Raw genomic sequence first — 25,921 nt, 5'->3', positions numbered from 1 at the left:
ATGAATCAACGATATCAAACTAAACTTTTACAGCTCATAAAAGGCTGTTTTATCTATGCTATTGCTAATTATGCTTTGGCTCAGCCCATTGTTGTAGAAGGTGTAGTTCCTAACGAAGCGAGTAAACAGGCCATCTTATTAAAAATGCAGTCTGTTTATGGTGCCGATCAGGTTGTAGATAAAATACAAGTAAGACCTGTAGCCGCTCCAAATGGGTGGAGTGACTCGGTGACGCGAGTGATTACCCCTGACCTTAAAAAGGTTTCGCAAGGGAAATTAAGCGTAAATGGTACTCGATTTGAGCTAAGTGGAAAAATGCTGAATCCAGCAGATATCCAGCCTACAATTCAATCTTTTCAAGGGTTAGTGCAGCCACCATATCAACTGTATTCACAGTTATCAGTTAATCAGGCTGAGCAAAAAATCATTGATGACGCACTTAAAAATCGAATTATTGAGTTTGAATCTGGTAGTGCAGTTTTAACTGATGCAGGTCAAAAAATTCTCGACGAGATGGCTGTTGCTTTAAATAAAGTAGGCGGTAAAAAAGTCAAAATTATTGGTCATACTGATAGTTCAGGTGATGCAACTAAAAACTTAAAACTTAGCCAAGATCGAGCATTAGCAGTGAAAAACTATTTGATTAGTAAAAGTATTCCTGCCGATCATTTATCTACAGAAGGTTTAGGTTCATCTAAGCCAGTTGCAGATAACACTTCTCCAGAAGGCAGAAAGAAAAACCGTCGAATTGAGTTTACTGTTCTATAAATATAAGGAGAAGAACATGGCTAGCCCTTACATTACGATTGGATGCCCAACCACTGGTGGAGGGCAAGTCATTTCAGGGAACAGTACATTTTTAATTGATGGAATTGCAATTGCCTGTGTAGGAGATAAGGCAACTTGTCCGTTACACAAAACGGTTTCTACGATTGTATCGGGAGATTCAAATATGCTTGTTATGGGAAAATCCGCAGCACGTGTAAATGATTCATTATCATGTGGCTGTAAATTATTGCCAAAACAGAGTTTAGTTAATCAAGGATAAGGGTTGAGATATTTTTATATAGATATAAATATCTACTAAAACATATTAACGCTTGAAATGATGAGTAGTTTGTCTGATAAAGCTGAATTTTGTTAATATACAGGCATTATGATTTTAAGCATTAAATTATTTAAAAATATTGAGAGTAATGATGAGTAATTTAAAAATTTTAATTACAAAACTTTCTACAGTTGCACGAACTGCTTTAGAAAAATCGGCTAATGCTTGTGTTATTCAACAAAATTACGAAATTGAAATTGAGCATTTATTTTTAGAATTACTTAATCAATCTTTAGAGAATGATTTAAAAATTTTATTAAAGAAGTATAAAATTTCATCTGAAGCTTTAGCTGATGATTTAAAAGAAACAATTTCTCAATTACCAAAAGGTAATACTCGAACTCCTATTTTTGCTAAATCTATTGTTCGTTTATTTGAGCAAGCTTGGTTATTGGCCTCGGCTGAACAAAATCCAGTTATTCGTAGCGGTCATTTATTAGTTGCACTGTTAACTGCGCCTGATTTATATCAAATTGCAACGAGAGCTTCGAGTTTATTTGATCTTTTACCAATTGATTCAATGAAACATAAGTTTCTTGAAATTTGTGAGAAGAGTGTTGAACAACAAGATGAGACAAAAACGCTTTCGGATGAAGCGGAACCAACAGACGCAACTGTAACAAATACCAAAACAGCTAAAACACCTGCGCTTGATCAATATACGATTAATCTCACTGAAAAAGCGAAAAAAGGCGGTATAGATCCAGTTATTGGGCGTGAATATGAAATTCGCTTAATGCTCGATATTTTAATGCGTAGACGCCAAAACAATCCGATCTTAACTGGAGAGCCAGGCGTTGGTAAAACAGCCGTGGTTGAAGGTCTAGCTTTAAAAATTGCACAAGGTTTAGTACCAAATGCCCTTAAAAATGTCCATTTGCATGTGCTGGATATGGGATTATTACAGGCAGGTGCAAGCGTTAAAGGCGAATTTGAAAATCGTCTAAAGCAAGTGATTCAAGAGGTTCAAGCTTCTACTTATCCTATTATCTTATTTATTGATGAAGCTCATACTTTAATTGGTGCTGGTGGACAAGCAGGGCAAAATGATGCTGCAAATCTTTTAAAGCCAGCGCTTGCACGTGGTGAATTACGCACGATTGCTGCGACTACCTGGGCAGAATATAAACAGTATTTTGAAAAAGATGCGGCATTGAGCCGACGTTTTCAGGTGGTGAAAGTAGAAGAGCCAACCGAAGAAGTTGCGGTAGATATGTTGCGTGCGATGATTCCAGTTATGCAGCAGCATTTTAAATTACAAATTGATGATGAGGCGATCGTTACAGCAGTTCACTCTTCACATCGATATATTAGTGGCCGTCAACTTCCGGATAAAGCAGTTAGTGTTCTTGATACGGCAGCAGCACGTGTTGCGTTGACCCAAAATGCTCAACCAGTAAAGCTTGACCAGTTAAAGGCCCAAGAACATAACTTAAAACTTGAACAGCAAATTTTAGAAAATGAGCATCGTCAGATTCCAATTCATCATGAACGATTGGAAGCTTTAAAAGCTAATTTAGAATCTTTGCAAAAAGAAATTCATGAAACCGAAGAGCAGTGGCAAAAAGAATTAGAACTTGTTCATAAAATTCAGGATTTAGAAGCACAAAATCATGCTAATGAGTCTGAAGCTTATGATCAGATCAATCTACTGCGTAAGGAACTTGCTGAAATTCAAGGCCAGCAACCGTTAGTATTTGAAAGAGTAAATTCTCAAATTATTAATGAAATTATTTCTGATTGGACTGGTATTCCTGTTGGAAAAATGGTCAATGATGAAATTAAACAGATATTAACGCTTGAAGATAAATTGGGCGAGCGTGTAATGGGGCAAGATTATGCACTCACACAATTAGTTCAAGGTATTAAAACTTCAAAAGCAAAGCTTGAAGATCCTAATAAGCCACAAGGGGTATTCCTTTTGGTTGGCCCAAGTGGTGTGGGTAAAACTGAAACTGCATTAACTTTGGCAAATGAATTATATGGTGGTGAGCAGCATTTAATCACCATTAATATGTCTGAATATCAAGAAGCGCATACGGTATCTTCATTAAAAGGTGCGCCTCCAGGGTATGTCGGATATGGTCAAGGGGGTGTTTTAACAGAAGCTGTTCGCCGTAATCCTTACAGTGTTGTGTTGCTTGATGAGATTGAAAAAGCTCATAGTGATGTTCAGGAACTGTTCTATCAAGTATTTGACAAAGGTACTTTAGAAGATGGTGAAGGACGAGTAATTGACTTTAAAAACACCACTATCTTGCTGACTTCAAATGCTGGTTCAAGTGCCATTATGCAAGCTTGTTTAAATAGACCTGTAGAAGAGTGGCCTACAGCTGAAGAGTTGATTGAGCACCTAAAACCAAGTTTATATAAACAATTTAAGCCCGCATTTTTAGGCCGAATGAGAGTGGTGCCATATTTCCCATTGCATGATGATCTCCTTGTACGAATCATTAAGCATAAGTTAGGCAAGATCACCGCAAGAATTGAGAAACAATATGGAACACAAGTCCAGTATTCTGATGATTTGGTAGAGCTACTCTTAAGCCGTTGCACAGAAGTCGATAGCGGTGCACGTAACGTTGATAATATTTTAAATTCTACAGTGTTACCTGCATTGGCTACAGAAATTTTGGTGGCTTTAGCAGAGCAAAAACTACCAAAAATTATCATGATTGATGCTAAAGATGACGAAATTCAATATGTACTAGACCCGGTTGCTAAAGCTGCTAAAAAAAGGACTAGTAAAAAATTGAAGTCAGAAGTTTAAAATTGAATAGAGCTAAAATTAGATGAATATTGATATTTCTGAACTACTTGAACCCATTAGTGATAGTTTGCCTTGTGGTGATGACTTTTCATTTTCTAATGAATTTCATGAAATAAAAAAAGCGAAGACACAAGATGATCTATTGCTAGATCAAGGTGATTGGGTTGCTGAGCGCAAACAAGCCGATTGGGACTTTGTAGCAAAGAACACAAGTGTTTTGTTAAAAGATAAAACGAAAGATATTCGTCTATTAACTTGGCTCTTAGAAGCTTGGACTCATCTTTATGGTTTTGAAGGTATGGCGAAAGGTTTAACTTTAAGCCATTCCATGCTAAATCAATACTGGCAGGAAATTCATCCTATTATTGAAGATGATGATTTAGATCAACGCATTGGTTTATTACAGGGTTTAATTAATCAACTTCCGATGTTGCTAAAGAAAGTTCCTTTAACCAATACAGCTCCTTATTATAATTTGCTTGATTACGATAATTTTCTTTATCATGAAAATGTTCGCCGTAAACAAACAGAAGAATATGACAGCCAGTCGGGGCCATCGGAATTAGAACAATTCGACCAAGCTATTTTTAATACGTCTAAAACTTTTCAATATTCTAACTATCAAGATTTTAGTTCAGTGTTAACTGAGTGGGATGTTTTAAAGCAAACTCTCGATCATTTAATGGGACTAGATTCGCCAAGTTTTGCTGCGATTGATTCAGCATTTGAGACTATTCACAGCACATTACGCAAGATTTATAAAGCAGAAGCTTTTGGTGCAGGACTTGCACCAATCCAAGAACAGGCTACTGTCATCACGAGTTCATCTATGGAAAATCAAGCGCCTGTACAAGTTGTTTCAGCTCAGCCTGCTTTTCAGCCTCAAGCACAAACGCACTTGGCTAACCGAGAGCAAGCAATGAAAGTGCTGCAAGAGATTGCTGATTACTTCCAAGCCAATGAACCTCATAGCCCTGTGAGTTATATGCTTCAAAAAACGATTAAATGGAGTCAAATGCCATTACATGAATGGTTAGCGCAAGTCATTAAAGATGAGCATCCATTACAAATGGTTCAGGAAATGTTAGGTGTGCAGCCTAAAAATGAATATGAATAAAGATTGGTAAAGACATATGTTTAAAGCTGAAAAAGTCCTGTGGGGCGAAGGTTTATTTTTAAGACCTCAACATTTCCAAATTCAAGATACCTATCATGAACAACGCCTAAATCATACGGTTCGTGCGGTTGTGCCTTTTTCGTATGGTATTCAGAAGTTAAGTTTCGATGAGGCTCAATTGAGTACGCATATTCTTGCTCTTGAGTCTGTAGAGATGATCTGGCAAGACGGTGAAATTTATCAGGCGCCTGCATACGATCTATTGCCTGAACCAATTTTATTAGATGATCTTAATTTACGTGGTGAGATGCTAATCTATTTAGCATTGCCACTCTTACAAGCAAATAAGCAAAATCTAATTGATCAAAACCAAGCGCAAAAGGGCAGATATCAATCTCACCTTGTCGAAACGCATGATCTATTTACGAATGCTACCGAAGCGGATATTAGTTTGCTACGCCGCCGTGCTGTTTTTAAATTATTAGATATTCATAGTAATCCAGACCATAATTTAGATGGTTTTTTATATCTGCCGATTGGAAAAATTAAGCGTCAAAGCTCTGGTGCTTTTGAAATTGACCGAAAGTTTATTCCACCAATTTTGCACGTGGATGCCTCTGAAACACTCATTTCAAATTTAAAAAGAACTCTGAATGTTATTAAGGCAAAAATTAAGACGATTCAAACCAATAACCGAGAAAATGAACAGAAATTAATTGAATTTCGTTCAGGCGATATCGTTTCTTTCTGGTTAGTAAATGCCTTAAATACAGCTCATGCTGGTTTAAATCACTTTGTGCAATATCCACAAATCCATCCAGAACGGTTGTTTTTCGAATTATTACGTTTAGCAGGTTCATTATTAACTTTCTCGACAGCCTATGATGTTGATCAGCTGCCTGCTTATAAACACCATAATTTACAAGAAAGTTTTACTCAGTTAGACACGATTCTACGTGATTTACTCGATACGATTATTTCAAGTCGTTATATCAGTATTGCGCTTAAAGAGATCCGGCCTTCATATTGGGTGGGAAGTCTTGAAACAGATAAGATTACTCGAGACACTCGACTTTATATTGCAGTATCAAGTAGTGCTATGCAGACTCATGAGTTAATCCAGATCGTACCTTTACGATTTAAGATTGGTAGCACTTTAGATGTAGAGCAACGTGTAGTTGCTGCATTACCTGCGATTCCATTACATCATTTGATTCAGGTTCCAACTGCGATACCGGTACGTTCTGGTGTGAGTTATTTTGAAATTGAACCGCATCACGAGCTATATCAGCGCATGTTAGATTCAGAGACGATCTGTATTTATGTTCCAGCTGGTTTCCAAGATATCAGTATTGAATTGATTGCGGTCATGAACGCTTAAAGGTAAAGGAGAGAAAAATGTCACAATCTACAGGCGCTCCTTCTTTATTTGACGATGGGCAAATCGGGACGGGCGGAAATAACAATAGCCAGTCGCAGGCAAAACTACAGGCAATTAATCTTATTGATTTATTGCATGATGGCTTTTATTTGATTTTTTTAATTCGAAATCAATATGTGCCGGCAGATGCGCAGCAATTCCGTGAAAAAACCTTAAATTTGCTTAATCAATTTGAGCAACAAGCTAAAAAGCTACAATTTTCAGCTGATGATATTCATGATGCTAAATATGCATTTTGTGCATTAATTGATGAAACCATCGTAACGCAACAAGATCCAAGCTATTTTAATTTACAAAATGCTTGGTTGATTAGCCCATTGCAATTGAGCTTGTTTGGTTCTCAGTTAGCGGGCTATCGCTTTTTTGAAATTTTGGAGCAATTGCGAAGCCGTGGAAAAGAACGACTAGCTGCTCTTGAAGTATTTCATTACTGTCTTTTACTTGGTTTTCAAGGTAAGTACCGCATTGAGTCTATTGAAAGTCTTAACCACTTAGTATCACGAGTGGGTGATGAGATCGACTATTTAAAAGGGAAAAAAGTTGCATTTTCGCCGTTCTCGGCAATTCCCGATCAAATACGAAATATTATTCATCGCGAAGTGCCTTTCTTTTGGATTTTGATCTTTTTATTGATTTTTGCATTACTTACCTTTGCAGGCTTAAGATTTATGCTGAACAATCAAAATGATAAAGCATTATCTAATTATCAAAATGTGATTTCTGCTCCTCAAGAGCAAGCGCATATTACAATTTATTTACCTTGATGATGGTACGAAATGGCTCAGGAAAAACCAACTTCTATTCGAGTTTTACAATCGAATAAAAAAAAGCCGAAATCACCACTACTTTATATTGTGATTGGTGTAATTGCAGGGGTGTTTGTCAGCATCTCGCTATTCCTGTTCTTGTCTCAACCGAATTCGCCGGAATCAGCAGCAATTGATAGTAAATCAACAGAAGAGCAAATTTTAAATCAAGATGCTGCTCATTCTTCTGATGAACAAAATCAGGTTGCTATAAGCCAAGACAATGAAACAGACTCAATGAGCCGTGATGGCTTTGAACAGCCAAAAGATAATGAATTAAGTAATATCTTTAAACCTGTTCCGCATAAAACTGTTGCTGCGAATGAACAGCGAGTTTCACCATTTGATGAACAGCTAACAGGTGAGAAGAAAGCTCAAGTTGTGCCTCAATTACAGACAAGCGTAGCTAAAACGACTCAACCTAAAGTACAGCCAGCTCAGCAAAAAACAGTGGGTAAGCCGCAGCAGCAAGTGGTACAGGCTAAACCCGTAGTTGAGAGTAAAGCTCCAGCCGAACCAGAACCTGAGGTTGAACCGCCTAAAGCATCGGTAGATATTAAAATTACACGAAGTCCTTTTGCCGTGAATTAATGAACTGATGATGATCTTTCTCATTTTCTTTTGCTTTACGTGCTTGGCAATTGGTTTAGCATTTTTAATGTCTTATGAACTAAGGAGTAGAAGCAAAGATTTCGTCTTGTCATTACTGCCACAAGGCCGTAAACAGCTGAATCAGGTGAAGCAATTTGCTCAAACGATGAATCAGGCAGCTGCTCCTGAAAAATTACAATCTCATTGGCATTTACAGCAATGGTGGATTGTAATTGCAGGCTTTTTTTTGTTTGCCAGTATATTAATTTTTGCTTTTACTCGTCCGATTAGTTCAACTCGAATTGAAGCTGAATATCTGAAAAAAACTGACCCTCAAATCTATGCACTTTTAAATGGTGAAATATTATCACCACCACCAGAAGTGGATGAAAGCTTAATTGAGGCCGCAATTGTTGAGGCGACGCAGTTAGAACAACAATATTCGTCTCAAAATAGTGGAGCTATTAATTCTTCACCGATTGATAATGCAAGTTTCGATGGTCGAGCTATTCTGGACACGACTTTAGTTGATCGTAAATGGGACAAAATGAACCCACGTTATAAACAGCGTTTACTCATGGTGTTTAAAATCATGAAAGAACAATATGGTTATGAGTTGGTTCTATTAGAAGGTTATCGTAGCCCCGCACGTCAGAATATGCTGGCGGGCAATCCTAACACGACTAGAGCGAGGGGGTATCAAAGCTATCATCAATTTGGTTTAGCTGCTGATGTAGCATTTAAACGAAATGGGAAAGTGGTTATTTCTGAACGGGATCCATGGGCGATGCAAGGCTATCGGTTATATGGACAAGTTGCCGAATCGGTGGGGCTTACTTGGGGTGGACGTTGGAAATCTATCCAAGATTATGGGCATACCGAATTCCGTATGCCGGGCTTAAGAAAAACTCAAGAAATGGCGGAAAAACTTATTGCTGAAAGTTCGAATGATATAAGTTAAGAATTGATTGAGGATTGAAAACGTTTTTGTAAAACAGACGTCATTTTATCTACAAGCTGGGAAATGATCCCAGCTTTTTCCCACGTGTAAATTGAAACGACCATAGGTGGTACAGCACCCAATGAATCATATCGACGTACTCTACGTCCATTGGTCGTAGCTACAGGCAATAAAGATAACCCTAATCCTGTTTCAACACTAACTAACACGCTTTCTAGACTACTACCAGTAAAAGCAATATACCAACGTCGCCGCTCACGTTCTAAGGTTGCGAACATTTCGTCCCTATAAAGTCCTCCTTGAGGAAAAGTGACTAAACTCACGGGGTCGGCCCATGGAATCTTTGAGTTTTCACTTGCAAACCATGCCATTTCTTCTGGGAATGTCGCGTGATGATCAGCACTGGCCGCGGGTTCTTTGACAATAATAATATCGAATTCCCCATTCCGATAACGTTCTGTTAGGTTTCGACTTAAGCCCGAGGTTACGTCTAAACGAATAGAACGATGCTCTTTGGCAAATATACCGAAAACTTCAGCCATTGCAGAACTCATCATATCTTCTGGTAAACCAATACGAATAGGAATACTTCCTGCCGGATCTTTAAGTAGGGCCTCAGCTTCTTGTTGAAGAGTCAAAATCCTTTGTGCATAACCAATCAGATATTCTCCCGAAACGGTCAATTTGAAAGGTCTTGCTGTTCGATCTATAAGCGCATGACCCACTGATTCTTCAAGCCGTGCTAACTGCTGACTAATCGTTGATTGAGTCAGGTGTAATCGATCAGCAGCTGCAGTAAAACTGCCCGTTTCAAAAATAGTGACAAAAGCACGTAAAAGGCGAGGATCAAACATATTATGCACCGCTACGTTTAAAAGCAGATTAGATAAGTATTTATAATCTTAATAGTATCGATTAAATAATTTAATTTCCAAATACTTTTGGTGATGTTTATTCTATTTGCAAAATGTTTTGCCAAAAGTTTTTATTGGGAGGCCACCATGCGTAAGTCACTAATATGGATGAATCTGATCGTCGCGTTAGGGGCTTTAGGTTTTACAAATATGACGAATGCAATGAGTGAGTACCCTTTACATCAGGCAGTGATAAATAACGACACTCAATCTATAAAAAAGATTTTATCTCAAAAGGCTTTAATTGATGAGCGGGATGAAACTGGTTCGACTGCTTTGATGGTCGCAACAAGAGCAAATAATGTACATGCTGCTCATATGCTGATAGAGGCGGGTGCCGATGTAAATGCAAAAGATAATATTCAAGACAGTCCGTATTTGTACGCCGGCGCACAGGGATATTTAAAAATTCTAAGAATGACACTCATGCATGGTGCGAACTTAAAAAGTACTAATCGTTACGGTGGGACTGCGCTCATTCCCGCAGCGGAGCGAGGCCATGTTGAAACAGTTCGTACATTAATTGCCTCTGGTGTAGATGTTAATCATGTCAATAATTTAGGGTGGACCGCATTGCTTGAGGCCATTATTTTGGGCAATGGAGAATCAAAATATCAACGCATTGTAGAGCTTTTATTAAAAGCAGGTGCCGATCCGAACTTAGCAGATAAAGACGGCATTAAGCCATTACAACATGCACGTTCACGAGGCTACCGCGAAATTGAAAAAAGACTTCTTGCAGCTGGTGCAAAATAAAAAGTGAGAGTACATGATGGAAAAAGGTGAACAGTTTTTACGTAATGCGATGGAGCTTGCCTATAACAATATTGAAAAAGGTGGCAGACCATTTGGAGCTGTTGTTGTAAAGAATGGAGAAATTATTGCTTCAGGCGTAAATCAGATTCTGACAACCAACGATCCCACCGCACATGCCGAATTACTGGCAATTCGTGCAGCCAGCCAAGTTTTAGGATCTGCCAATTTAGAAGGCTGTTCTGTGTATGCAAGTGGCCATCCATGCCCAATGTGTATGGCTGCAATGCGTTTAGCAGGTATCAAGTCGGTGAGCTATGCATATTCTAATGAAGATGGAACACCATTTGGTTTATCTACAGCCGAAATATATATTGAGCTTGCCAAGCCGTTTTCTGAGCAATCAATGAAAATTCAATATATACCGATCAGAGTTGAAAACCGCACTGATCTTTATGTGCATTGGAAGAATTATCAGGCCAAGAATTTAGGCTCAGAAGAATGAAGCAGTCTGGAGTTTTTTTGACTCGTCCCATGCTTGTTGTAACGGTAGCTTTGGTGGGCCTTAATTTAAGACCATTTATCACAAGTATTGGACCATTGATTGCCAATATTCGAACAGCCACTGGCTTAAGCCTACAAGGAATGGCACTACTTACTTTGCTACCGATGATGCTTATGGGGCTTGTTGCATTTGTTGGGCCAATATTGCAGAACTATGTGGGCGAACGAAAAGCTATTGTTGGTGCATTACTTGCTATTTGTGCGGGATGTGCTGTCCGTTTTTTATTACCTACAGCCGAAGGATTAATTATTAGTGCAATAGTAATTGGATTTGGCGTTGCGATGATACAAGCGGCTTTTCCAGGCATGATTAAACGAGAATTTAGCCAATATATAGGTCCGATGATGGGGCTTTATTCAGCTATGCTCATGGGCGGTGGGGCGTTAGGAGCATGGTTAGCTCCCATAATTTCAAATATAACGGGCTCTTGGTCGATTGGACTGGCTTCTTTTGCTATTCCAGCTTTATTTGCATTTATATTGGCACTGGCTTTTTTACCTACAAAAGTTGGCTCATCCATTCATCGTGCGCCTGTAAGAAAATTATTAAATCAACCTCGAACTTGGTTATTAATGGCTTGTTTCGGGCTTGTAAATGGGGGCTACTCATCAGTCGTAGCTTGGTTAGCGCCTTCTTTTCAAGATCAGGGGTGGAGCGCAGCGCAAAGTGGACAACTACTTGCTTTATTGGCCTTGGGCCAAGCAGCTTCAGCACTTATTTTGCCCGTTTTAGCAAGAAAATATAAAGACCGACGTCCATGGCTATGGTTTACGTTAGCTATGCAAATGGTTGGGTTTGCAGGAATGGCTTTTATGCCTGAGTTTGCCTCTATACTTTGGGCAATTTGTTTAGGCGCGGGTTTGGGAGGATGTTTTGCCTTAACGCTTATAGTTGCATTAGATCATTTTGATGAGCCGATTTATGCAGGTGCTTTATCTGCACTGATGCAAGGCGGTGGTTTCTTATTGGCAGCAATTCCGCCATGGATTATTGCAATTTTGCATGATCTTACGGGGGCTTACAAAGCGGGATGGCTTTTCCATTTAGCCAGTGTGATATTAGTAGTTATTTTAGTGATTAGATTGGCGCCTAAAAGTTATTTTAAGCTGAGTCTGTAAAACGAACGTTGAGTTAATCGTGATTCTTTTTATAGAGAATTACCGATTCTAAAACACAAGTAAATCAGGAAATAGTGATACGATAGAACTGAAAATTTCCCGCTTTTAAATGAATACAACAATATTTGATTTTTATGACTTCTTCTTTGAAACAGCTTACTTTATTCAATCAAGGCCTAGGAAAAACTAGTCGATTTGCCAAAGGTTTGGAAGGCACTTTACAGGCGATTGAGCATTTAGGATATGTGCAGATTGATACCATATCGGTTGTAGAGCGAGCTCATCACCATATATTGTGGAGCCGAGTGCCTGATTATGATCTAAGTCATCTCAATAGTTTGGTACGCGAGCGCCAGATTTTTGAATATTGGTATCATGCCGCATCTTATCTTCCTATGAAAGATTATCGCTATGCACTGCCTGCCATGATGTCTGTTAGGAAAGGGGAAAGCCGTTATTTTAATAGAGGCGATCAGCAGCTTATGAATGAAATTTTGGCGCGTGTTGGTGGTGAAGGTAAAATTCGATTAAGAGATATTGATAAGAATAATAAAAAGAGTTTAGGAAACTGGTGGAATACCGGACCAGGTCGCCGTGCTTTTGAGCAGTTATATATGCAGGGTGACCTGATGATCTGTGAACGTAACGGAATGGAAAAGGTCTATGATTTGACCGAGCGCTGTTTACCTGAAAATATTGATTTAACTATGCCTACGCTTTATGAATATGCGCAGTATTTATTTAATAATACGCTTCGAGCACATGGTGCATTTACATGGAAACAACTGGTTCATTTAAAGAAAAATGATTTAAAAGAAACTATGCGTGCCGTGCTGATGGAGCAGATTGACGCAGGTGTAGTATCTGTAATCAAGCTTGAGAATGGTCAAACGCTATATGTTGATGCCGCCGCAATAGAACAAAAGCTTAATACTGAGTTCGGTTTAAAAATACTTTCACCTTTTGATAACTCGCTTATTCATCGTGACCGTTTAACTTCTTTATTTGAGTTTGATTATCGGATTGAATGCTATGTACCAGCGGCTAAACGGGTATATGGTTATTTTTGTTTGCCGATTCTATATCAAGATGAGTTAGTCGGCCGAGTAGATTGTAAAGCGCATCGTTCTATAAAAGAGTTAGAAGTAATTAGTCTACATCTAGAAAAAACAGTAAAAAATAAGGAGCTTTTCTTTTTCGAATTGGAGCAAGAGCTCAAGCGTTTTGCAGCGTTTAATCAATGCTCAACTATTAATGACAAAGTGATTAAGCTTATTCTTGCTAAGATTTAAACACCAAAAGCATTCCAGCTTTTGGTGTTTTTTACTTTCTTTAGTTCAAAGGCATACGATATTCAATAATCCCTGGTTTTTGGGCAATCCAATCGTAAAGCTTTTGGGCTGTGTGGTTGCTTTCTTGAGTATGCCAATATAAACGTTCACAGTGATGTGCAATTGCTTGCTTCTGTACGTATTCAATAAGTTGCTTACCAATGTGTTGACCACGGACTTCAGGTGAAACATAGAGGTCTTCTAAATAACAATAATTATTTTTTGCCCATGTTGAACGATGAATAACATAATGCACAATTCCTAAAACCTGCTCACCTTGTTTAGCAACAGCACAATAAACGGGTTCATTTTCATCGAAAAAGCGTTCCCAAGTCACTTTCGTGACGTGAAGAGGTAAATTGACCTGATAAAAATTTTGATAAGCAAGCCAATATTTTTCCCATTGTGAATAGTCCTGCTGTTGAACAGGGATGATTTGAATATCTTGATTTTGCATAATAATTACACTCTATTTTAAAGTAATGGAAAATGGAAAACTAGAGTGTAGTTTTGATAGTGGTATTTTTATAAGGTACACTTTTGATATTTTTTACAGTACCAGTTTGTTATGGCAGCTTCGATTTCGGCATCTTTCCCACATTTGATTTTGCCAAAAGGGCAGATTAAAGATGGGCTATATTCGGCTTTGCGTGATGCTATCTTAGATAGAAGACTATCTGCCGGAACAAAATTACCCTCAAGTCGTGCCCTAGCAGAGATGATGTCAATTTCAAGAAACTCTGTATTGGCAGCTCTTGAACGATTACTTGATGAGGGATATTTATTTACCAAACCAAGTTCGGGTACCTATGTTGCTGAGGTTGTGCCAGATCAGTTAATACATGTTCAAGAAAATTCAAAAAAAACGTCTAAAAATAATCATCAATCCTTAAATATTAATCCGAATATGGAAGCATTATTAACTTCATGGCTAGAGCAGTCGTGGTCAAGTCAAAAGAAAAAAATGTTCCATGTGGGGGTAGGTTGTGTTGACTTATTTCCTCATCAACTTTGGGGAAAGTTATTAAATCAAGCTTGGCGGCAGTCGTATTATCAGCTTGGTCAATTTCACGACCCGCGTGGCTATTTGCCTCTACGTCAGGCAATTTGTGAATATGTTCGCTCCACCCGAGGGCTGAACTGCAAAGAAGAGCAAATTATTATCGTAAATGGGACGCAGCAAGCTATTCATTTAACGGCCTATGCTTTACTTCAAGCAAATGATGAGGTGTGTTTAGATGAACCAGGCTATGACGCTGCTTTTAACATTTTTCGAAGTTTTGGTGCACAGGTAAATTTAGTTGAAAGTGATGAAGAGGGGATGCTAGTCTCTGATATTATTCATCGTTATTCAAAAAGCAAACTGGTCTATACAGCACCTTCACATCAATTCCCTGTAGGTGGAACCTTAAGTCTTGCCCGCCGTTTTTCGTTACTCGATTGGGCATCTCAACAAGGGAAATGGATTTTTGAAGATGACTATAATAGTGAGTTCCGCTATGGCACACATCCTATTCAAGCTCTACAAGGTTTAGATCAGCAGCAAAGAGTTATTTACTCTGGTACTTTTACCAAAATGATGTTTCCAGAATTTCGGTTAGGATTCATGGTTGTGCCTGAAGCATTAATCGAAACCTTTAGTGCAGCAAAATACTATACGGATGTTCGAAGTTCTTATTTAGAGCAAGTGGCTTTGTCTCAATTTATACAAAAAGGTCACTATGCTCGGCATGTGCGCAAAGTTCGAAAAGCTTGCTATGAGCGCCAACAAGCCTTGATTAAAACTATTGATGAGCATCTTTCAGATGTGCTTAGTGTTCAACCCACAGATTCAGGTATTCATGCAGTGTGCTGGTTAAAAGGTGAGAGGACAGAGCAAGAATTTATTGATCAATGTTCAGCTCTAAACTTGGCTGTTCAACCACTATCAAGATATTGTCAGATGCCAAACAAAAAGGCCGCGGTACTTTTTGGCTATGCGGCCCACACACCTAATGAAATTATTGAAAACATTAAAAAAATTGCACAATTTTTACAAGAAAAATAATAGCCTAAGTTTTGTTATTTAGATAAATTTAATCATTTTTTAAATGCTTAAATACGAATTTCTATGATGATCAATTGGTTATATGAAAATAGAGAGGTTATTAAAATTTTTAAAAATTAATTTTAATTAATATTATTTTAAGCTAGCACAATTAATCTAACTACATCAAAGCTTATTTAGTACACCTTTTGGCCACATTCTCCAGATGTGGCCGTTTTTTTATCAAAAATAAATATAGTTCCGAATAACTTAATTAATTCTTAAAGAGAAATAAAAATTAATCTTCTTCCATGGCATTACTATAAAACTTAACACCTAATTTAATTCGATCTCGACCATTACTCATACGCCAACGGTTGGTATCACGCAAAGAATATACACAGCCGCAATATTCCTGTTGGTAGAATTCCTCTCGCTTACTAATTTCAATCATTCGACTAGAGCCACCATTTTTGCGCCAGTTATAATCCCAATATTGAATATCGGGATAATGAGATGCTGCCCGAATTCCGCAGTCATTAATTTGAGCCATATTCTTCCAACGAGAAATTCCTAGCGAACTACTGATGAGACTAAAGCCGTGTTCATGTGCGTAAAGGGCAGTTCGCTCGAAACGCATATCAAAACACATGGTACAACGAATGCCGCGTTCGGGTTCATCCTCCATACCTTTGGCTCGGGCAAACCAATTATCCGTGTCATAATCTGCATCGATAAATGGGATATTATGCTTTTCTGCAAAACGAATATTTTCTTCCTTACGGATTAGATATTCTTTTACTGGATGAATATTAGGATTATAAAAAAATATTGAAAATTTAATTCCAGAATCAATCAATGCTTCCATGACTTCTCCTGAACAAGGAGCACAACAAGAGTGAAGTAATAATTGATCATGTCCAGATGGGAGTTCTAATTTTAAACGTTGAGTTGCCATAATAAAAAATTAAATTGCAATTCTAATAATTATATATTTGGAGTTTATATTATGTGAACTGAATTATTTTCAATTAAAAGTGAAATTAATTTAATATTTAAAAATAATTTATTACTCCATTTAATATTAAGTTAAATATAGTGAAATAAGTATATTGTAAAGTATTAAGAATTAATTATATGCCATATTTAATTTCTCTGTCTTTTATACTATATGACAATATAAAATATATAAGATTTTTATATTTATGAAAATAATAAACCTAAAATTTTGTTTGGTAAGTGGTTGATGTATCTGGATATAATTTATAATTTTATGGTTTTTATTTGTGATGTACATCACAAATAAACCTTATTTTTTCAATTAAAATATTTCTTTAGATTTGTAGCTTTAATAAATCTATACTATAAAATTCAATGTGTTTTTAAACTTAAGCGTGTGATAATTTGAGATATGAAAGATTGGCAATGTAAGTATTGTAATGGTTACATTATGGTTAATCATTCAAAGATCAGCGTAGGAGAAAAAGTTTACTTTTTGGTATATAAATTTGATGCAAAGAATGAACGAAAAAAATTATATAAAAAGGGAATCGTTGTTGCTCGTTACGATAATATACTTCACATTGAGTCACGTAAAAAAACTTATAAAATCGAACAAGCTAAGGTCTATCCTCTAGGAGCACCAATGCCTTTTGTTTACAACATGTTTTGGATTTGCGGATGCCCATGTACTCTACAAAATTAATTTCTTAACTTTAAATGTTAGCAACTCATTTTATAGACTTCCTAAATTAATAATCTCATCACATTTATCCTCTCAGGTTTTATCGAAAAGTTAAGGCCAACAAACTCAGAAAAATGGCTCTTAGCAGTCAAGTTGCTTGGTTTATTCATTTGACAAAACACAGAGGCTCTCTTATAACCTCGAGTAAAGTTGAGGTCAATCATGATAAGCGAAAATAAAAAAGCTGACCCTAGTCGAGTGTTGACAGTGGGTGAAGTAGCAAAAAGGAGTGGAGTTCCTGTCTCGACTCTGCATTTTTATGAAGCGAAAGGGCTCATAAAAAGTCTAAGAACGAATGGTAATCAACGCCGTTTCCCATTAATCGTTTTAAGATATATTGCGATTATTAAAGTTGCTCAAAGAGTAGGGATTTCCTTAGATGAAATTAAAGCAGCTCTTAGTGCATATCCTATGGGAAGCAAATTAACAGCCAAACAGTGGAAAGAGTTATCAAGCCATTGGCGAAAAGATCTGGATGAGCGTATTCAAAAATTAACTAGACTCCGCGATGAAATGGACTGGTGTATTGGCTGTGGTTGCTTGTCACTAGAGCAATGCCCTTTAAGAAATCCTGAAGATGTTTTAGGACAAGAAGGTTCCGGTGCACGAATTTTAGAAAGACCTTAATTACAATATTTTAATAATTGTTTTTAGGACAGAATATTTTAAATTCCAATCAATTAAAGAGCGGTTAATAAAATTGCTAAGAGAGTTTTTTATTGTAAACAAGACCCATGAAACATGAATTTTTTTGATATCTTTATTTTTTTTATTAAGAAGCAAAAATTTATGAAAAAAATTATCTTTCTTGGTTTAGCGCTTGTTTCGTTAACGGCTTGTTCATCTGCACAACATAAAGATTCAACTCCACCAAAAATTGGTTCACCAAACCCAGCTAGTCAATATTGTGTTGAACAAGGCGGGAAATTAGAAATTAGAAATGAAGCAAATGGACAGGTTGGGTATTGTCATTTACCAAACGGCCAAGTCGTTGAAGAATGGAAATTATTCCGTGATAATCAAGCAAACTGTGTAGCAGAAGAAGCTCAAAAATTGATAGGTCAATCTGGACTTACTGATGACCAAATTAAGCAAAAAACTCAATCGGAAATTGTGCGTAAAGTAGCTCCAGGTCAGCCTATGACTATGGATTATCGTACAAACCGAGTTACAGTGACTATTGATCCAGCAACTAAGAAAATTACTCAGGCAACCTGTGGTTAATTAAGCTTTGCTAAATTAAATCGTGAAATAAAAGTCTGCTGAAATGCAGGCTTTTTTTATTAAGTAATAAAAAAAAGCCTCTAGCGGACTAGAGGCAGAAAAACTTCAGATGCAAGAACAGGTGAATTATGCATCTGAGTTAAGTAGGTTGTATCAAACCATGTAAAGCACTTTACCAGTAAAAATGAATAAAAATAGAGAGGTGCGACTAATGGCTAATGTTCTGTGGTCGTTTTTTATACGCTTTAATACTGAAAAATGGACTGTAATTTATAACAGTCCATAAGATAAATTTTCGATTCTGTAAATTAGTTTTGATTGATTGCGTAAATTTTCAAATTTCTACTGTTTATTTATTACTAGAACTTTATTTCTTGGTGAGAACAATAACGCATAGGAAAATAAGAATTAAACCTACATAACTATGCATTGTTAAACTTTCACCTACTACAACAACTGCTAATAATGCTGCAACTGGAATTTCGACGAGTGCTAAAGTCATGGCTTGACTCGCAGGAATTCTTTTAAGACCAAAGCTAAAAAATAAATAGCCCAAAAACATAGGAACAATTGGAATATAAATCGCAACCCAAAGGTTTGTTGGGTAATCAAATAGGTGAGTTGCTGTAATAAATAATGTAGGTAATAACAGAACTGCGGAGATACCGAAAATCACTCCCATAGCAGCTCTTGAGTCGACATCTTGACGAATTAGGGTTCTCATTATCCAAGAATATGTTGCATAGCTCAGGCTAGAGAGTAAGCCAAAAAATACACCTAAAAGACGATCAGATTGTACGACTTGTTGTTGATGACTATGTTCACCTGAATACGAAAGTAGGACGACTCCTAAAAAGCCTAAAATAAAACTAATAAGCCATTTTATAGAGAGTTTGCGTTTATCTAATAACCATTCGAGCATGACCGAAAACAAAGGAGCACAGCCAATTGAAATGACTGTACCGATGGAAACACCCGCTAACGAGACCGATGAATAGAATGCGAAAGGGCAAAGAATTGAAACAACAACGGCAATAAATACTTTCTTTTTATAGTTAAAAAGCTTTCGGTAATCTTTCTTAATTGCTTTTAAACTTAAAAATGTGTGAATTAACCCTCCAAAACCTACAGATATAGTGGCAATCACGACAGGACTAATGCCTTTTGCAAAAGATGCTGCGGTACCGGCAGTACCCCATAAAAATGCAGCAAATAGTACAGATAAGAAACCCGTATAATAAGTTAGGGAAAATTTTGTTTCTGTTGGCGCATTCATATGAAGTGACTCAAACTTAAAAAGTTTTATGCAGCACAATTTCTACAAGATAAGCCTGACTGATCTTGTAAAAATAATTGAGCTGAATGGATAGGAACCTTTTTGACGGTTATCCGTCAATGGAACAGTATATGCAAATCATACAATTTTGCTGAAGAATTTATCATTCAATTTAATAGAAAAATCTACTATTTAAAAAAATAGAAAATGTTGTATTGATTGCGTTGTTTTTAGGCTATGAGCCATTTATTTTCAGTGCTTTATAGACGGTTTAATGATAATTTTAGAACTATCCGAAAGGACATAATAATGACGAACATACGAATAATAATGAATCGAAGGTAGGACCACGTGTTTATTAGTGTATTTGATCTTTTTAAAATTGGAATCGGCCCATCTAGCTCCCATACAGTTGGACCAATGCGAGCGGCATACAGTTTTGTGGATGATTTATTGAAGCAAAACGATTTACAAGCAACGGTAAGAGTTCAGGTGAAGTTATACGGTTCGCTGTCGGCAACTGGTGTTGGTCATGCGACAGATAAGGCTGTTCTGTTAGGTTTAATGGGTTTTGATCCTGAACATATTGATACCCAAGTAAGTACAAGCTTGATTGAAGATGTTCTTGAAAATAAAGCCATCCAGCTTAATCAGCAAAAGACTATTTCTTTTGACTATAAGCATGATGTGCTTTTTTTAGATGAATCTTTGCCTTATCACCCCAATGCAATGGAACTGATTGCGTATAACGAGGCTCAAGAAATTTTATATGCAGAAACTTACTATTCGGTTGGTGGCGGTTTTATTGTTAGCCAAAGGCAATTAGCAACAACTCAAACTGAAACTAACGACGTTAAGGTTCCATATCCGTTTCACAGTGCGGCTGAGCTTTTAAGCTTATGTAGAACTCATCATTTATCAGTGAGTGAGTTAATGCTTGAAAATGAAAAAAGCTGGCGTAGTGAAGCTGAGATTCGTAGCAAGATTATGGAAATCTGGAAAGTGATGCAGCAATGTATTCACAACGGATTAATTAATGAAGGCATATTACCGGGCGGATTAAACGTAAAACGTCGGGCTAAAAAAATTCACGATAAGTTATTAAATAAGAAAAACTCAAACCTGATTGTGACGACTTTTCATGCGATGGAATGGGTCAATTTATTTGCCTTAGCGGTAAATGAAGAAAATGCTGCTGGCGGTCGAGTAGTGACGGCACCTACAAATGGGGCCGCAGGAATTATTCCGGCGGTTTTATATTACTACGTGACTTTCTCTAAAGACTTTTCCGAAGATAAAGTGGTTCGCTTTTTTTTAAGTGCGGCAGCCGTTGGCATTTTATGTAAACTCAATGCTTCTATTTCTGGTGCAGAAGTAGGGTGTCAGGGCGAAGTCGGCTCGGCGTGTGCGATGGCTTCGGCGGGTTTAGCCGAGATTTTAGGAGCATCACCTGAGCAAGTGGAGCATGCGGCTGAAATTGGGCTTGAACATAATTTAGGGTTAACGTGTGACCCGATTGGTGGTTTGGTTTAGGTGCCTTGCATTGAACGAAATGCAATTGCAGCCGTAAAAGCCATTAATGCAGCCCAAATGGCACTTCATGATGACGATGAACACTTTGTCACACTAGATAAAGTCATTCAGACTATGAAGGAAACAGGTAAAGATATGTCTGAAAAATATAAAGAGACTTCAAAAGGCGGTCTCGCTGTTAACGCCATTGAGTGTTAAAAAAATGAGATGGGGACGAGGTGACCCCATCTCATTTTAAACATTAAGCCTCGCGAGCAACTAAAGTTAAAATGTCGTAAGTTGCGACAAGTTCACCGCGTTGGTTTTTGACTTTAATATCCCATACCACAACGCCATGTGCAGGCTGAGACGGGTCTTTTTGTGGTTTAGGTGTTTTTTGTTTACAGGTGAGTTCAACTTGGATTGAGTCACCAATTTTAACCGGTTCAACAAAACGTAAGTTGTCCATACCATAATTGGCAATTACAGGGCCTTGTGCTGCATCTACAAATAGACCTGCTGCGGCAGACACAATGAAATATCCATGTGCTACACGTTCACCAAAGAAAGACTCGGCAGCTGCAATTTTGTCAGTATGTGCATAGAAGTAGTCACCGCTTAAACAAGCGAAATTGACAATATCAGCTTCGGTTACTGTACGACGCGCTGTTAATAAGCGTTCACCAATTACTAACTCATCAAAAGACTTTTTAAATGGATGTACGCGGTCTTCATTAACTTTTGAGCCAGCAGTCCATGAGTGGGTAATTTGAGTCAGGCTATTTGGAGAACCTTGAATTGCAGTACGCTGCATGTAGTGTTTAACGGCACGAATACCACCTAACTCTTCACCGCCACCTGCACGACCAGGGCCGCCGTGTACAAGATGAGGAAGTGGAGAACCATGTCCTGTACTTTCTTTTGCTGACTCTGCATCGAGTACATGTACACGTCCATGCCAAGGTGCAATTTTTTGAATAATCTGTTCGATATTCTCATCGTTATTTTTAACGACAGAAGCCACTAAGCTACCTTCACCACGTGAAACAAGATCGCTAAGCTCTTCAATGTTTTGATATGGCATGAGAGTACATACAGGGCCGAAAGCCTCTGTGGTATGAACATTCGTCGCTTGTAAAGGCTGTTCGCACACCAATAAAGTTGGAGCGAAAAAAGCACCTTTTTCAGGATGGTCCGCATTAAACGTAAAGCTATCATTGCCACCAAAAACAATTTTTGCATCTTTGCTAAGCTCGGCAACTTTTTCTGCAACGTCATGTTTTTGTTTAATGCTCGCTAAAGCACCCATGGTGGTTTCTTCTTTTTGAGGATCACCCACCACAACTTTAGCAAGTTTGGCGCTTAGCTTCTCTTGTACAGTCGTTAACAAGTTTTCAGGAACGAAAGCACGACGAATTGCAGTACATTTTTGACCTGCTTTTGTCGTCATTTCACGGAAGACTTCACGCACAAATAAATCGACAGTTTCTTCATTTGCCTCAGGGCTTAAAATTGCACTGTTTACCGAGTCAGCTTCCATGCTAAATGGAATCGAATATTTATTGAGGTGAGGGTGGTTACGTAGTTTTTGACCTGTGTAGGCAGAACCTGTAAACGTAACGCAGTCTTGTGGGCCTAACTGTTCTAACAAGTCATAAGTCTGACCGCAAATGAGTTGTAGCGAGCCTTTTGGTAATACATGTGCTTCTTCAATGGCTTTTACAACCGCTTGAGTTAATTGAGCACCATCGGTCGCGGGTTTAACAATACATGGCACACCTGCGAGTAGCGTCGGAGCGATCTTTTCAAGCATTCCCCAAATTGGGAAGTTAAAAGCATTAATGTGAACGGCAACACCCGCTTTAGGACTTAAAATGTGTTTAGCACCAAAAGTTCCATTTTTAGATAACTGAATCCAGCTGTCTTCGGTAATAATTTTTTCGTCATTGAGTTCACGGCGAACCAAACTTGAATAAGCAAATAATGTCTGGATGCCACCTTCAATATCAATCCATGCATCTTTACGAGTTGCACCTGTTGCATAAGCAAGCTTATAAAACTCTTCCTTACGTTCCAGTAAATATTGGGCAATTTGTTTTAAAGCATTAGCGCGTTGATGAAACGTCCAGTTAGCCAATTCTGAACCATTTTGTTTGGCATATTGAACAACACGTTTCATATCAATGCCATGACTACTTACGGCATAAATCGGTTCACCTGTAATGGCATGATAAACAGGACGTAGTTCTTCGCCCGTCGAATGCCATGTTCCATAGACATAAGAAGCAAGGTGAGGCAGTTGATGCTCAGACTGCTGAAAATCTGTGTCAGTTGAGGTTCCTTCTAGGTGTGCTTGTTCAAGCATGACCAAACTCCTTTTTTATGTGATACATCAATTATAAAAATTGCAAAAATATGATTCATAATTTCAGATTAATTTGTCAAAAAGTCAACTTTATTTTGATTTGAAAAAGTAAAAAGGTTTTTTATAGTTGATTTAAATTCAATAATTTCAAATATTTAATTTCAAATTATTGGTTGTATTTAATTTGATACTAAAAAAGTGATTGACTTTGTTTTTAGTGTATCGAAAAATAGATTTAAGGGTGATGCCTACAGGGAATGAAAGAATGGAAAACAACTACCAGAAATTTGAACAAAATATTGCCAATGAAATTACGATCGAGGCTAAGGATCAAATGCCTGATGCCTATCGTAAAACATTGATTCGTCAAATCGGGCAACATGGCCATTCTGAAATTGTAGGTATGTTGCCTGAAGGGAACTGGATTACTCGTGCGCCAACTTTAAAACGTAAAGCAGTTTTATTGGCGAAGGTACAAGATGAAGCGGGTCATGGTTTGTATTTGTACAGCGCAGCAGAAACTTTAGGCGCTGACCGTGATGACATGATGGAAAAATTAATTGATGGGAAAATGAAATACTCATCAATCTTTAACTATCCAACTTTGACTTGGGCAGATGTCGCTGCAATTGGCTGGCTTGTCGATGGGGCAGCCATTGTGAACCAAGTTGCACTTTGCCGTACCTCTTACGGACCATATGCACGTGCAATGGTACGTATCTGTAAAGAAGAAAGTTTCCACCAACGCCAAGGTTTTGAAGCCATGATGGCTTTGGCAAACGGTACACCAGAACAAAAGCAGATGGCACAAGATGCAGTAAATCGCTACTGGTGGCCAGCACTGATGATGTTTGGCCCAAGTGATGAGCATTCTCCAAACAGCGCACAAAGCATGGCATGGAAAATCAAACGTTTTAGTAACGATGAATTACGTCAAAAGTTCGTTGATAACACTGTGCCACAAGTGTTGCAGCTTGGCTTAGAAGTGCCGGACCCAGATTTAAAATTGAATGAAGAAACAGGCCACTATGAGTTTGGTGAGATCGACTGGCACGAATTTAATGAAGTGATTGCCGGACGTGGACCATGTAATCACGAGCGTATCGAAGCACGCCGTAAAGCATGGGAAAACGGCAAATGGGTTCGTGATGCAGCAGTGGTCTACGCGAAAAAGCAGCAGCTTGAAGCAAACAAAGTGGCTTAACAAGATTTATGGAAAAATTTGAGGAAATCAAAATGGAAGATAAAAACAACTGGTCGCTTTACGAAGTATTTGTACGTAGTAAACAAGGCTTAAGCCACCGTCACGTAGGCAGCTTAAGAGCACCTGATGATGAAATCGCACTGCAACATGCGCGTGATGTTTACACGCGCCGTAACGAAGGAATTAGCATTTGGGTGGTTCGTTCTGAACTGATTAAATCTTCACAGCCAGATGAAAAAGCTGAATTTTTTGATCCTTCTCTAGACAAGGTTTATCGTCATCCGACTTTTTACCATATCCCAGATGGCATTGAGCACATGTAAGGGGAATGGCACATGAATCAGTCAGTTTTATCTAAATTCTTATTACATATTGGCGACAGTCAACTGGTTTTATCGCAGCGTTTGGCTGAGTGGTGCGGGCATGCACCTGAGCTTGAAATTGATATTGCTTTAGCAAACATCGGTTTGGACTTATTGGGTCAAGCAAGAAACTTTCTGACTTTGGCTGGTCAATATGATGAAGCTCAACGTGATGAAGATCAGCTTGCATATTTCCGTACTGAGCGTGAGTTTTTAAACCTATTGTTATGTGAACAACCCAATGGTGATTTTGCTCAAACGATTGTACGTCAGTGGTTGATGGATCATTACCATCTTCATTTATTTACGGCTTTAGCGCAAAGCTCACTTCCTGAAGTAAGCGCGCTTGCAGTGAAATCTTTAAAAGAAGTGAAATATCACATCCGTTTTTCGACAAGCTGGATGGAGCGTTTAAGTTTAAGCACAGATGAAGCGCATCAACGTGTACAAGACGGTTTAAATAATTTATGGCGTTTTACCGCTGAGTTATTTGAACTGAGTGCAGACGAACAAGCATTAGTCGCACAAGGCGTGATTCCAGATTTTTCAAATGAAAAAGAACAATGGAACCAAACCATTGCAGATGAGCTTAAGCGCTTTGAATTAAATGTTGCTGTGAATGGTGCTTATCGCCGTGGTGCGAAACAAGGATTGCATACCGAGCATTTAGGTTATTTGTTGGCTGAAATGCAAAGTATTCAAAGAACTTATCCGGGCATGACCTGGTAAGACA

At 38.0% G+C, this 25,921-nt stretch carries 24 protein-coding genes and 1 pseudogene; 20 read left to right on the top strand and 5 right to left on the bottom strand.

Annotated features, from left to right (window positions below; all coding sequences use genetic code 11):
• From motB to F931_RS11115, 8 genes are all read left to right on the top strand, one after another.
• On the top strand, positions 1-768 hold the full coding sequence (gene motB, locus F931_RS11150) for an OmpA family protein (protein ID WP_016141463.1): 768 nt from the start codon (positions 1-3) through the stop codon (positions 766-768).
• Positions 769-784: 16 nt separating this feature from the next.
• The gene (locus tag F931_RS11145) at positions 785-1,048 is read left to right on the top strand and encodes a PAAR domain-containing protein (RefSeq protein WP_016141462.1); all 264 of its coding nucleotides are present in this window, start codon (positions 785-787) and stop codon (positions 1,046-1,048) included.
• Positions 1,049-1,196: 148 nt separating this feature from the next.
• Positions 1,197-3,878: a type VI secretion system ATPase TssH gene (tssH, locus tag F931_RS11140; RefSeq protein WP_080649482.1), complete on the top strand. Its 2,682-nt coding sequence runs from the start codon at positions 1,197-1,199 to the stop codon at positions 3,876-3,878.
• Between the two features lie 22 nt (positions 3,879-3,900).
• Positions 3,901-4,995: a type VI secretion system protein TssA gene (gene tssA / locus F931_RS11135; protein ID WP_016141460.1), complete on the top strand. Its 1,095-nt coding sequence runs from the start codon at positions 3,901-3,903 to the stop codon at positions 4,993-4,995.
• A gap of 16 nt (positions 4,996-5,011) precedes the next feature.
• Complete coding sequence (gene tssK / locus F931_RS11130) at positions 5,012-6,376, top strand: type VI secretion system baseplate subunit TssK (RefSeq protein ID WP_016141459.1); 1,365 nt, start codon at positions 5,012-5,014, stop codon at positions 6,374-6,376.
• A 17-nt stretch (positions 6,377-6,393) separates the two neighbouring features.
• On the top strand, positions 6,394-7,200 hold the full coding sequence (gene icmH / locus F931_RS11125) for a type IVB secretion system protein IcmH/DotU (protein ID WP_016141458.1): 807 nt from the start codon (positions 6,394-6,396) through the stop codon (positions 7,198-7,200).
• Positions 7,201-7,212: 12 nt separating this feature from the next.
• A complete protein-coding gene (locus tag F931_RS11120; RefSeq protein ID WP_016141457.1) occupies positions 7,213-7,833 on the top strand; it encodes a hypothetical protein in 621 nt (206 codons plus the stop codon).
• Positions 7,834-7,840: 7 nt separating this feature from the next.
• Positions 7,841-8,794 carry a M15 family metallopeptidase gene (locus F931_RS11115; RefSeq protein ID WP_016141456.1) on the top strand — a complete coding sequence of 318 codons (954 nt, stop codon included), beginning with the start codon at positions 7,841-7,843 and terminating at the stop codon, positions 8,792-8,794.
• Here F931_RS11115 and F931_RS11110 read toward each other — a convergent pair.
• On the bottom strand, positions 8,791-9,648 hold the full coding sequence (locus tag F931_RS11110; RefSeq protein ID WP_016141455.1) for a LysR family transcriptional regulator: 858 nt from the start codon (positions 9,646-9,648) through the stop codon (positions 8,791-8,793). The genes F931_RS11115 and F931_RS11110 overlap by 4 nt on opposite strands.
• 147 nt (positions 9,649-9,795) lie before the next feature.
• On the opposite strand from F931_RS11110, the gene F931_RS11105 reads away from it, so the two are divergent.
• The 4 genes from F931_RS11105 to F931_RS11090 all read left to right on the top strand — a co-directional run bounded on the left by F931_RS11105 (position 9,796) and on the right by F931_RS11090 (position 13,436).
• Positions 9,796-10,464 carry an ankyrin repeat domain-containing protein gene (locus tag F931_RS11105; protein ID WP_016141454.1) on the top strand — a complete coding sequence of 223 codons (669 nt, stop codon included), beginning with the start codon at positions 9,796-9,798 and terminating at the stop codon, positions 10,462-10,464.
• Between the two features lie 16 nt (positions 10,465-10,480).
• Positions 10,481-10,966, top strand: a complete 486-nt coding sequence (locus F931_RS11100) for a nucleoside deaminase (protein WP_025470334.1) — start codon at positions 10,481-10,483, stop codon at positions 10,964-10,966.
• Entirely contained in the window at positions 10,963-12,144 is a 1,182-nt protein-coding gene (gene cynX, locus F931_RS11095) for a cyanate transporter (RefSeq protein ID WP_016141452.1), read from the top strand. Before F931_RS11100 ends, cynX begins: the two co-directional genes overlap by 4 nt.
• Positions 12,145-12,278: 134 nt before the next feature.
• Entirely contained in the window at positions 12,279-13,436 is a 1,158-nt protein-coding gene (locus tag F931_RS11090) for a winged helix-turn-helix domain-containing protein (RefSeq protein ID WP_016141451.1), read from the top strand.
• 40 nt (positions 13,437-13,476) lie between these two features.
• On the opposite strand, the gene F931_RS11085 is transcribed toward F931_RS11090, so the two are convergent.
• Complete coding sequence (locus F931_RS11085) at positions 13,477-13,932, bottom strand: GNAT family N-acetyltransferase (protein WP_016141450.1); 456 nt, start codon at positions 13,930-13,932, stop codon at positions 13,477-13,479.
• A 111-nt stretch (positions 13,933-14,043) separates the two neighbouring features.
• On the opposite strand from F931_RS11085, the gene F931_RS11080 reads away from it, so the two are divergent.
• Positions 14,044-15,522: a MocR-like pyridoxine biosynthesis transcription factor PdxR gene (locus tag F931_RS11080; RefSeq protein WP_016141449.1), complete on the top strand. Its 1,479-nt coding sequence runs from the start codon at positions 14,044-14,046 to the stop codon at positions 15,520-15,522.
• A gap of 277 nt (positions 15,523-15,799) precedes the next feature.
• Here F931_RS11080 and F931_RS11075 read toward each other — a convergent pair whose 3' ends face one another.
• Positions 15,800-16,459 (bottom strand): epoxyqueuosine reductase QueH, encoded by a 660-nt coding sequence (locus F931_RS11075; protein ID WP_016141448.1) that lies wholly within the window; start codon positions 16,457-16,459, stop codon positions 15,800-15,802.
• A 453-nt stretch (positions 16,460-16,912) separates the two neighbouring features.
• On the opposite strand from F931_RS11075, the gene F931_RS11070 reads away from it, so the two are divergent.
• From F931_RS11070 to F931_RS11060, 3 genes are all read left to right on the top strand, one after another.
• On the top strand, positions 16,913-17,206 hold the full coding sequence (locus tag F931_RS11070) for a hypothetical protein (RefSeq protein ID WP_016141447.1): 294 nt from the start codon (positions 16,913-16,915) through the stop codon (positions 17,204-17,206).
• A gap of 201 nt (positions 17,207-17,407) precedes the next feature.
• Entirely contained in the window at positions 17,408-17,872 is a 465-nt protein-coding gene (gene soxR / locus F931_RS11065) for a redox-sensitive transcriptional activator SoxR (protein ID WP_016141446.1), read from the top strand.
• 162 nt (positions 17,873-18,034) lie between these two features.
• The gene (locus F931_RS11060; RefSeq protein ID WP_016141445.1) at positions 18,035-18,469 is read left to right on the top strand and encodes an I78 family peptidase inhibitor; all 435 of its coding nucleotides are present in this window, start codon (positions 18,035-18,037) and stop codon (positions 18,467-18,469) included.
• Between the two features lie 367 nt (positions 18,470-18,836).
• Here the strand turns inward: F931_RS11060 and F931_RS11055 are convergent, their stop codons facing one another.
• The gene (locus F931_RS11055) at positions 18,837-19,745 is read right to left on the bottom strand and encodes a DMT family transporter (protein WP_016141444.1); all 909 of its coding nucleotides are present in this window, start codon (positions 19,743-19,745) and stop codon (positions 18,837-18,839) included.
• 351 nt (positions 19,746-20,096) lie between these two features.
• On the opposite strand from F931_RS11055, the pseudogene sdaA reads away from it, so the two are divergent.
• Positions 20,097-21,476, top strand: a pseudogene (gene sdaA / locus F931_RS11050) (L-serine ammonia-lyase).
• Positions 21,477-21,519: 43 nt separating this feature from the next.
• On the opposite strand, the gene paaZ reads toward sdaA, so the two are convergent.
• Positions 21,520-23,622, bottom strand: coding sequence for a phenylacetic acid degradation bifunctional protein PaaZ (gene paaZ, locus F931_RS11045; RefSeq protein ID WP_016141441.1), 2,103 nt, complete (start codon positions 23,620-23,622; stop codon positions 21,520-21,522).
• Between the two features lie 265 nt (positions 23,623-23,887).
• Between paaZ and paaA the strand changes: the two genes are divergently transcribed.
• Genes paaA through paaC form a run of 3 tightly spaced genes read left to right on the top strand, consistent with a single transcriptional unit; the run spans position 23,888 to position 25,917 of the window.
• Entirely contained in the window at positions 23,888-24,826 is a 939-nt protein-coding gene (paaA, locus tag F931_RS11040) for a 1,2-phenylacetyl-CoA epoxidase subunit PaaA (protein WP_016141440.1), read from the top strand.
• 32 nt (positions 24,827-24,858) lie between these two features.
• Positions 24,859-25,149 carry a 1,2-phenylacetyl-CoA epoxidase subunit PaaB gene (gene paaB, locus F931_RS11035; RefSeq protein WP_000389648.1) on the top strand — a complete coding sequence of 97 codons (291 nt, stop codon included), beginning with the start codon at positions 24,859-24,861 and terminating at the stop codon, positions 25,147-25,149.
• Between the two features lie 12 nt (positions 25,150-25,161).
• Complete coding sequence (gene paaC / locus F931_RS11030) at positions 25,162-25,917, top strand: 1,2-phenylacetyl-CoA epoxidase subunit PaaC (protein WP_016141439.1); 756 nt, start codon at positions 25,162-25,164, stop codon at positions 25,915-25,917.
• The last annotated feature ends 4 nt before the right edge of the window (positions 25,918-25,921 follow it).

Source organism: Acinetobacter pittii ANC 4050 (assembly GCF_000399685.1).
Taxonomy (GTDB): domain Bacteria; phylum Pseudomonadota; class Gammaproteobacteria; order Pseudomonadales; family Moraxellaceae; genus Acinetobacter; species Acinetobacter pittii_E.
The sequence above is the reverse complement of the archived record's forward strand: the minus strand, read 5'-3'. Positions and strand labels throughout refer to the sequence as shown.

Coding starts and splice junctions, on each gene's coding strand:
- icmH (WP_016141458.1), top strand. CDS start 6,394: ATGTCACAATCTACAGGCGCTCCTTCTTTATTTGACGATGGGCAAATC.
- soxR (WP_016141446.1), top strand. CDS start 17,408: ATGATAAGCGAAAATAAAAAAGCTGACCCTAGTCGAGTGTTGACAGTG.
- F931_RS11085 (WP_016141450.1), bottom strand. CDS start 13,932: ATGCAAAATCAAGATATTCAAATCATCCCTGTTCAACAGCAGGACTAT.
- paaA (WP_016141440.1), top strand. CDS start 23,888: ATGGAAAACAACTACCAGAAATTTGAACAAAATATTGCCAATGAAATT.
- motB (WP_016141463.1), top strand. CDS start 1: ATGAATCAACGATATCAAACTAAACTTTTACAGCTCATAAAAGGCTGT.
- paaZ (WP_016141441.1), bottom strand. CDS start 23,622: ATGCTTGAACAAGCACACCTAGAAGGAACCTCAACTGACACAGATTTT.
- tssK (WP_016141459.1), top strand. CDS start 5,012: ATGTTTAAAGCTGAAAAAGTCCTGTGGGGCGAAGGTTTATTTTTAAGA.
- F931_RS11120 (WP_016141457.1), top strand. CDS start 7,213: ATGGCTCAGGAAAAACCAACTTCTATTCGAGTTTTACAATCGAATAAA.
- F931_RS11070 (WP_016141447.1), top strand. CDS start 16,913: ATGAAAGATTGGCAATGTAAGTATTGTAATGGTTACATTATGGTTAAT.
- F931_RS11110 (WP_016141455.1), bottom strand. CDS start 9,648: ATGTTTGATCCTCGCCTTTTACGTGCTTTTGTCACTATTTTTGAAACG.
- F931_RS11055 (WP_016141444.1), bottom strand. CDS start 19,745: ATGAATGCGCCAACAGAAACAAAATTTTCCCTAACTTATTATACGGGT.
- F931_RS11105 (WP_016141454.1), top strand. CDS start 9,796: ATGCGTAAGTCACTAATATGGATGAATCTGATCGTCGCGTTAGGGGCT.
- F931_RS11145 (WP_016141462.1), top strand. CDS start 785: ATGGCTAGCCCTTACATTACGATTGGATGCCCAACCACTGGTGGAGGG.
- F931_RS11100 (WP_025470334.1), top strand. CDS start 10,481: ATGGAAAAAGGTGAACAGTTTTTACGTAATGCGATGGAGCTTGCCTAT.
- paaB (WP_000389648.1), top strand. CDS start 24,859: ATGGAAGATAAAAACAACTGGTCGCTTTACGAAGTATTTGTACGTAGT.
- tssA (WP_016141460.1), top strand. CDS start 3,901: ATGAATATTGATATTTCTGAACTACTTGAACCCATTAGTGATAGTTTG.
- F931_RS11075 (WP_016141448.1), bottom strand. CDS start 16,459: ATGGCAACTCAACGTTTAAAATTAGAACTCCCATCTGGACATGATCAA.
- tssH (WP_080649482.1), top strand. CDS start 1,197: ATGATGAGTAATTTAAAAATTTTAATTACAAAACTTTCTACAGTTGCA.
- F931_RS11115 (WP_016141456.1), top strand. CDS start 7,841: ATGATGATCTTTCTCATTTTCTTTTGCTTTACGTGCTTGGCAATTGGT.
- F931_RS11060 (WP_016141445.1), top strand. CDS start 18,035: ATGAAAAAAATTATCTTTCTTGGTTTAGCGCTTGTTTCGTTAACGGCT.
- paaC (WP_016141439.1), top strand. CDS start 25,162: ATGAATCAGTCAGTTTTATCTAAATTCTTATTACATATTGGCGACAGT.
- F931_RS11080 (WP_016141449.1), top strand. CDS start 14,044: ATGGCAGCTTCGATTTCGGCATCTTTCCCACATTTGATTTTGCCAAAA.
- cynX (WP_016141452.1), top strand. CDS start 10,963: ATGAAGCAGTCTGGAGTTTTTTTGACTCGTCCCATGCTTGTTGTAACG.
- F931_RS11090 (WP_016141451.1), top strand. CDS start 12,279: ATGACTTCTTCTTTGAAACAGCTTACTTTATTCAATCAAGGCCTAGGA.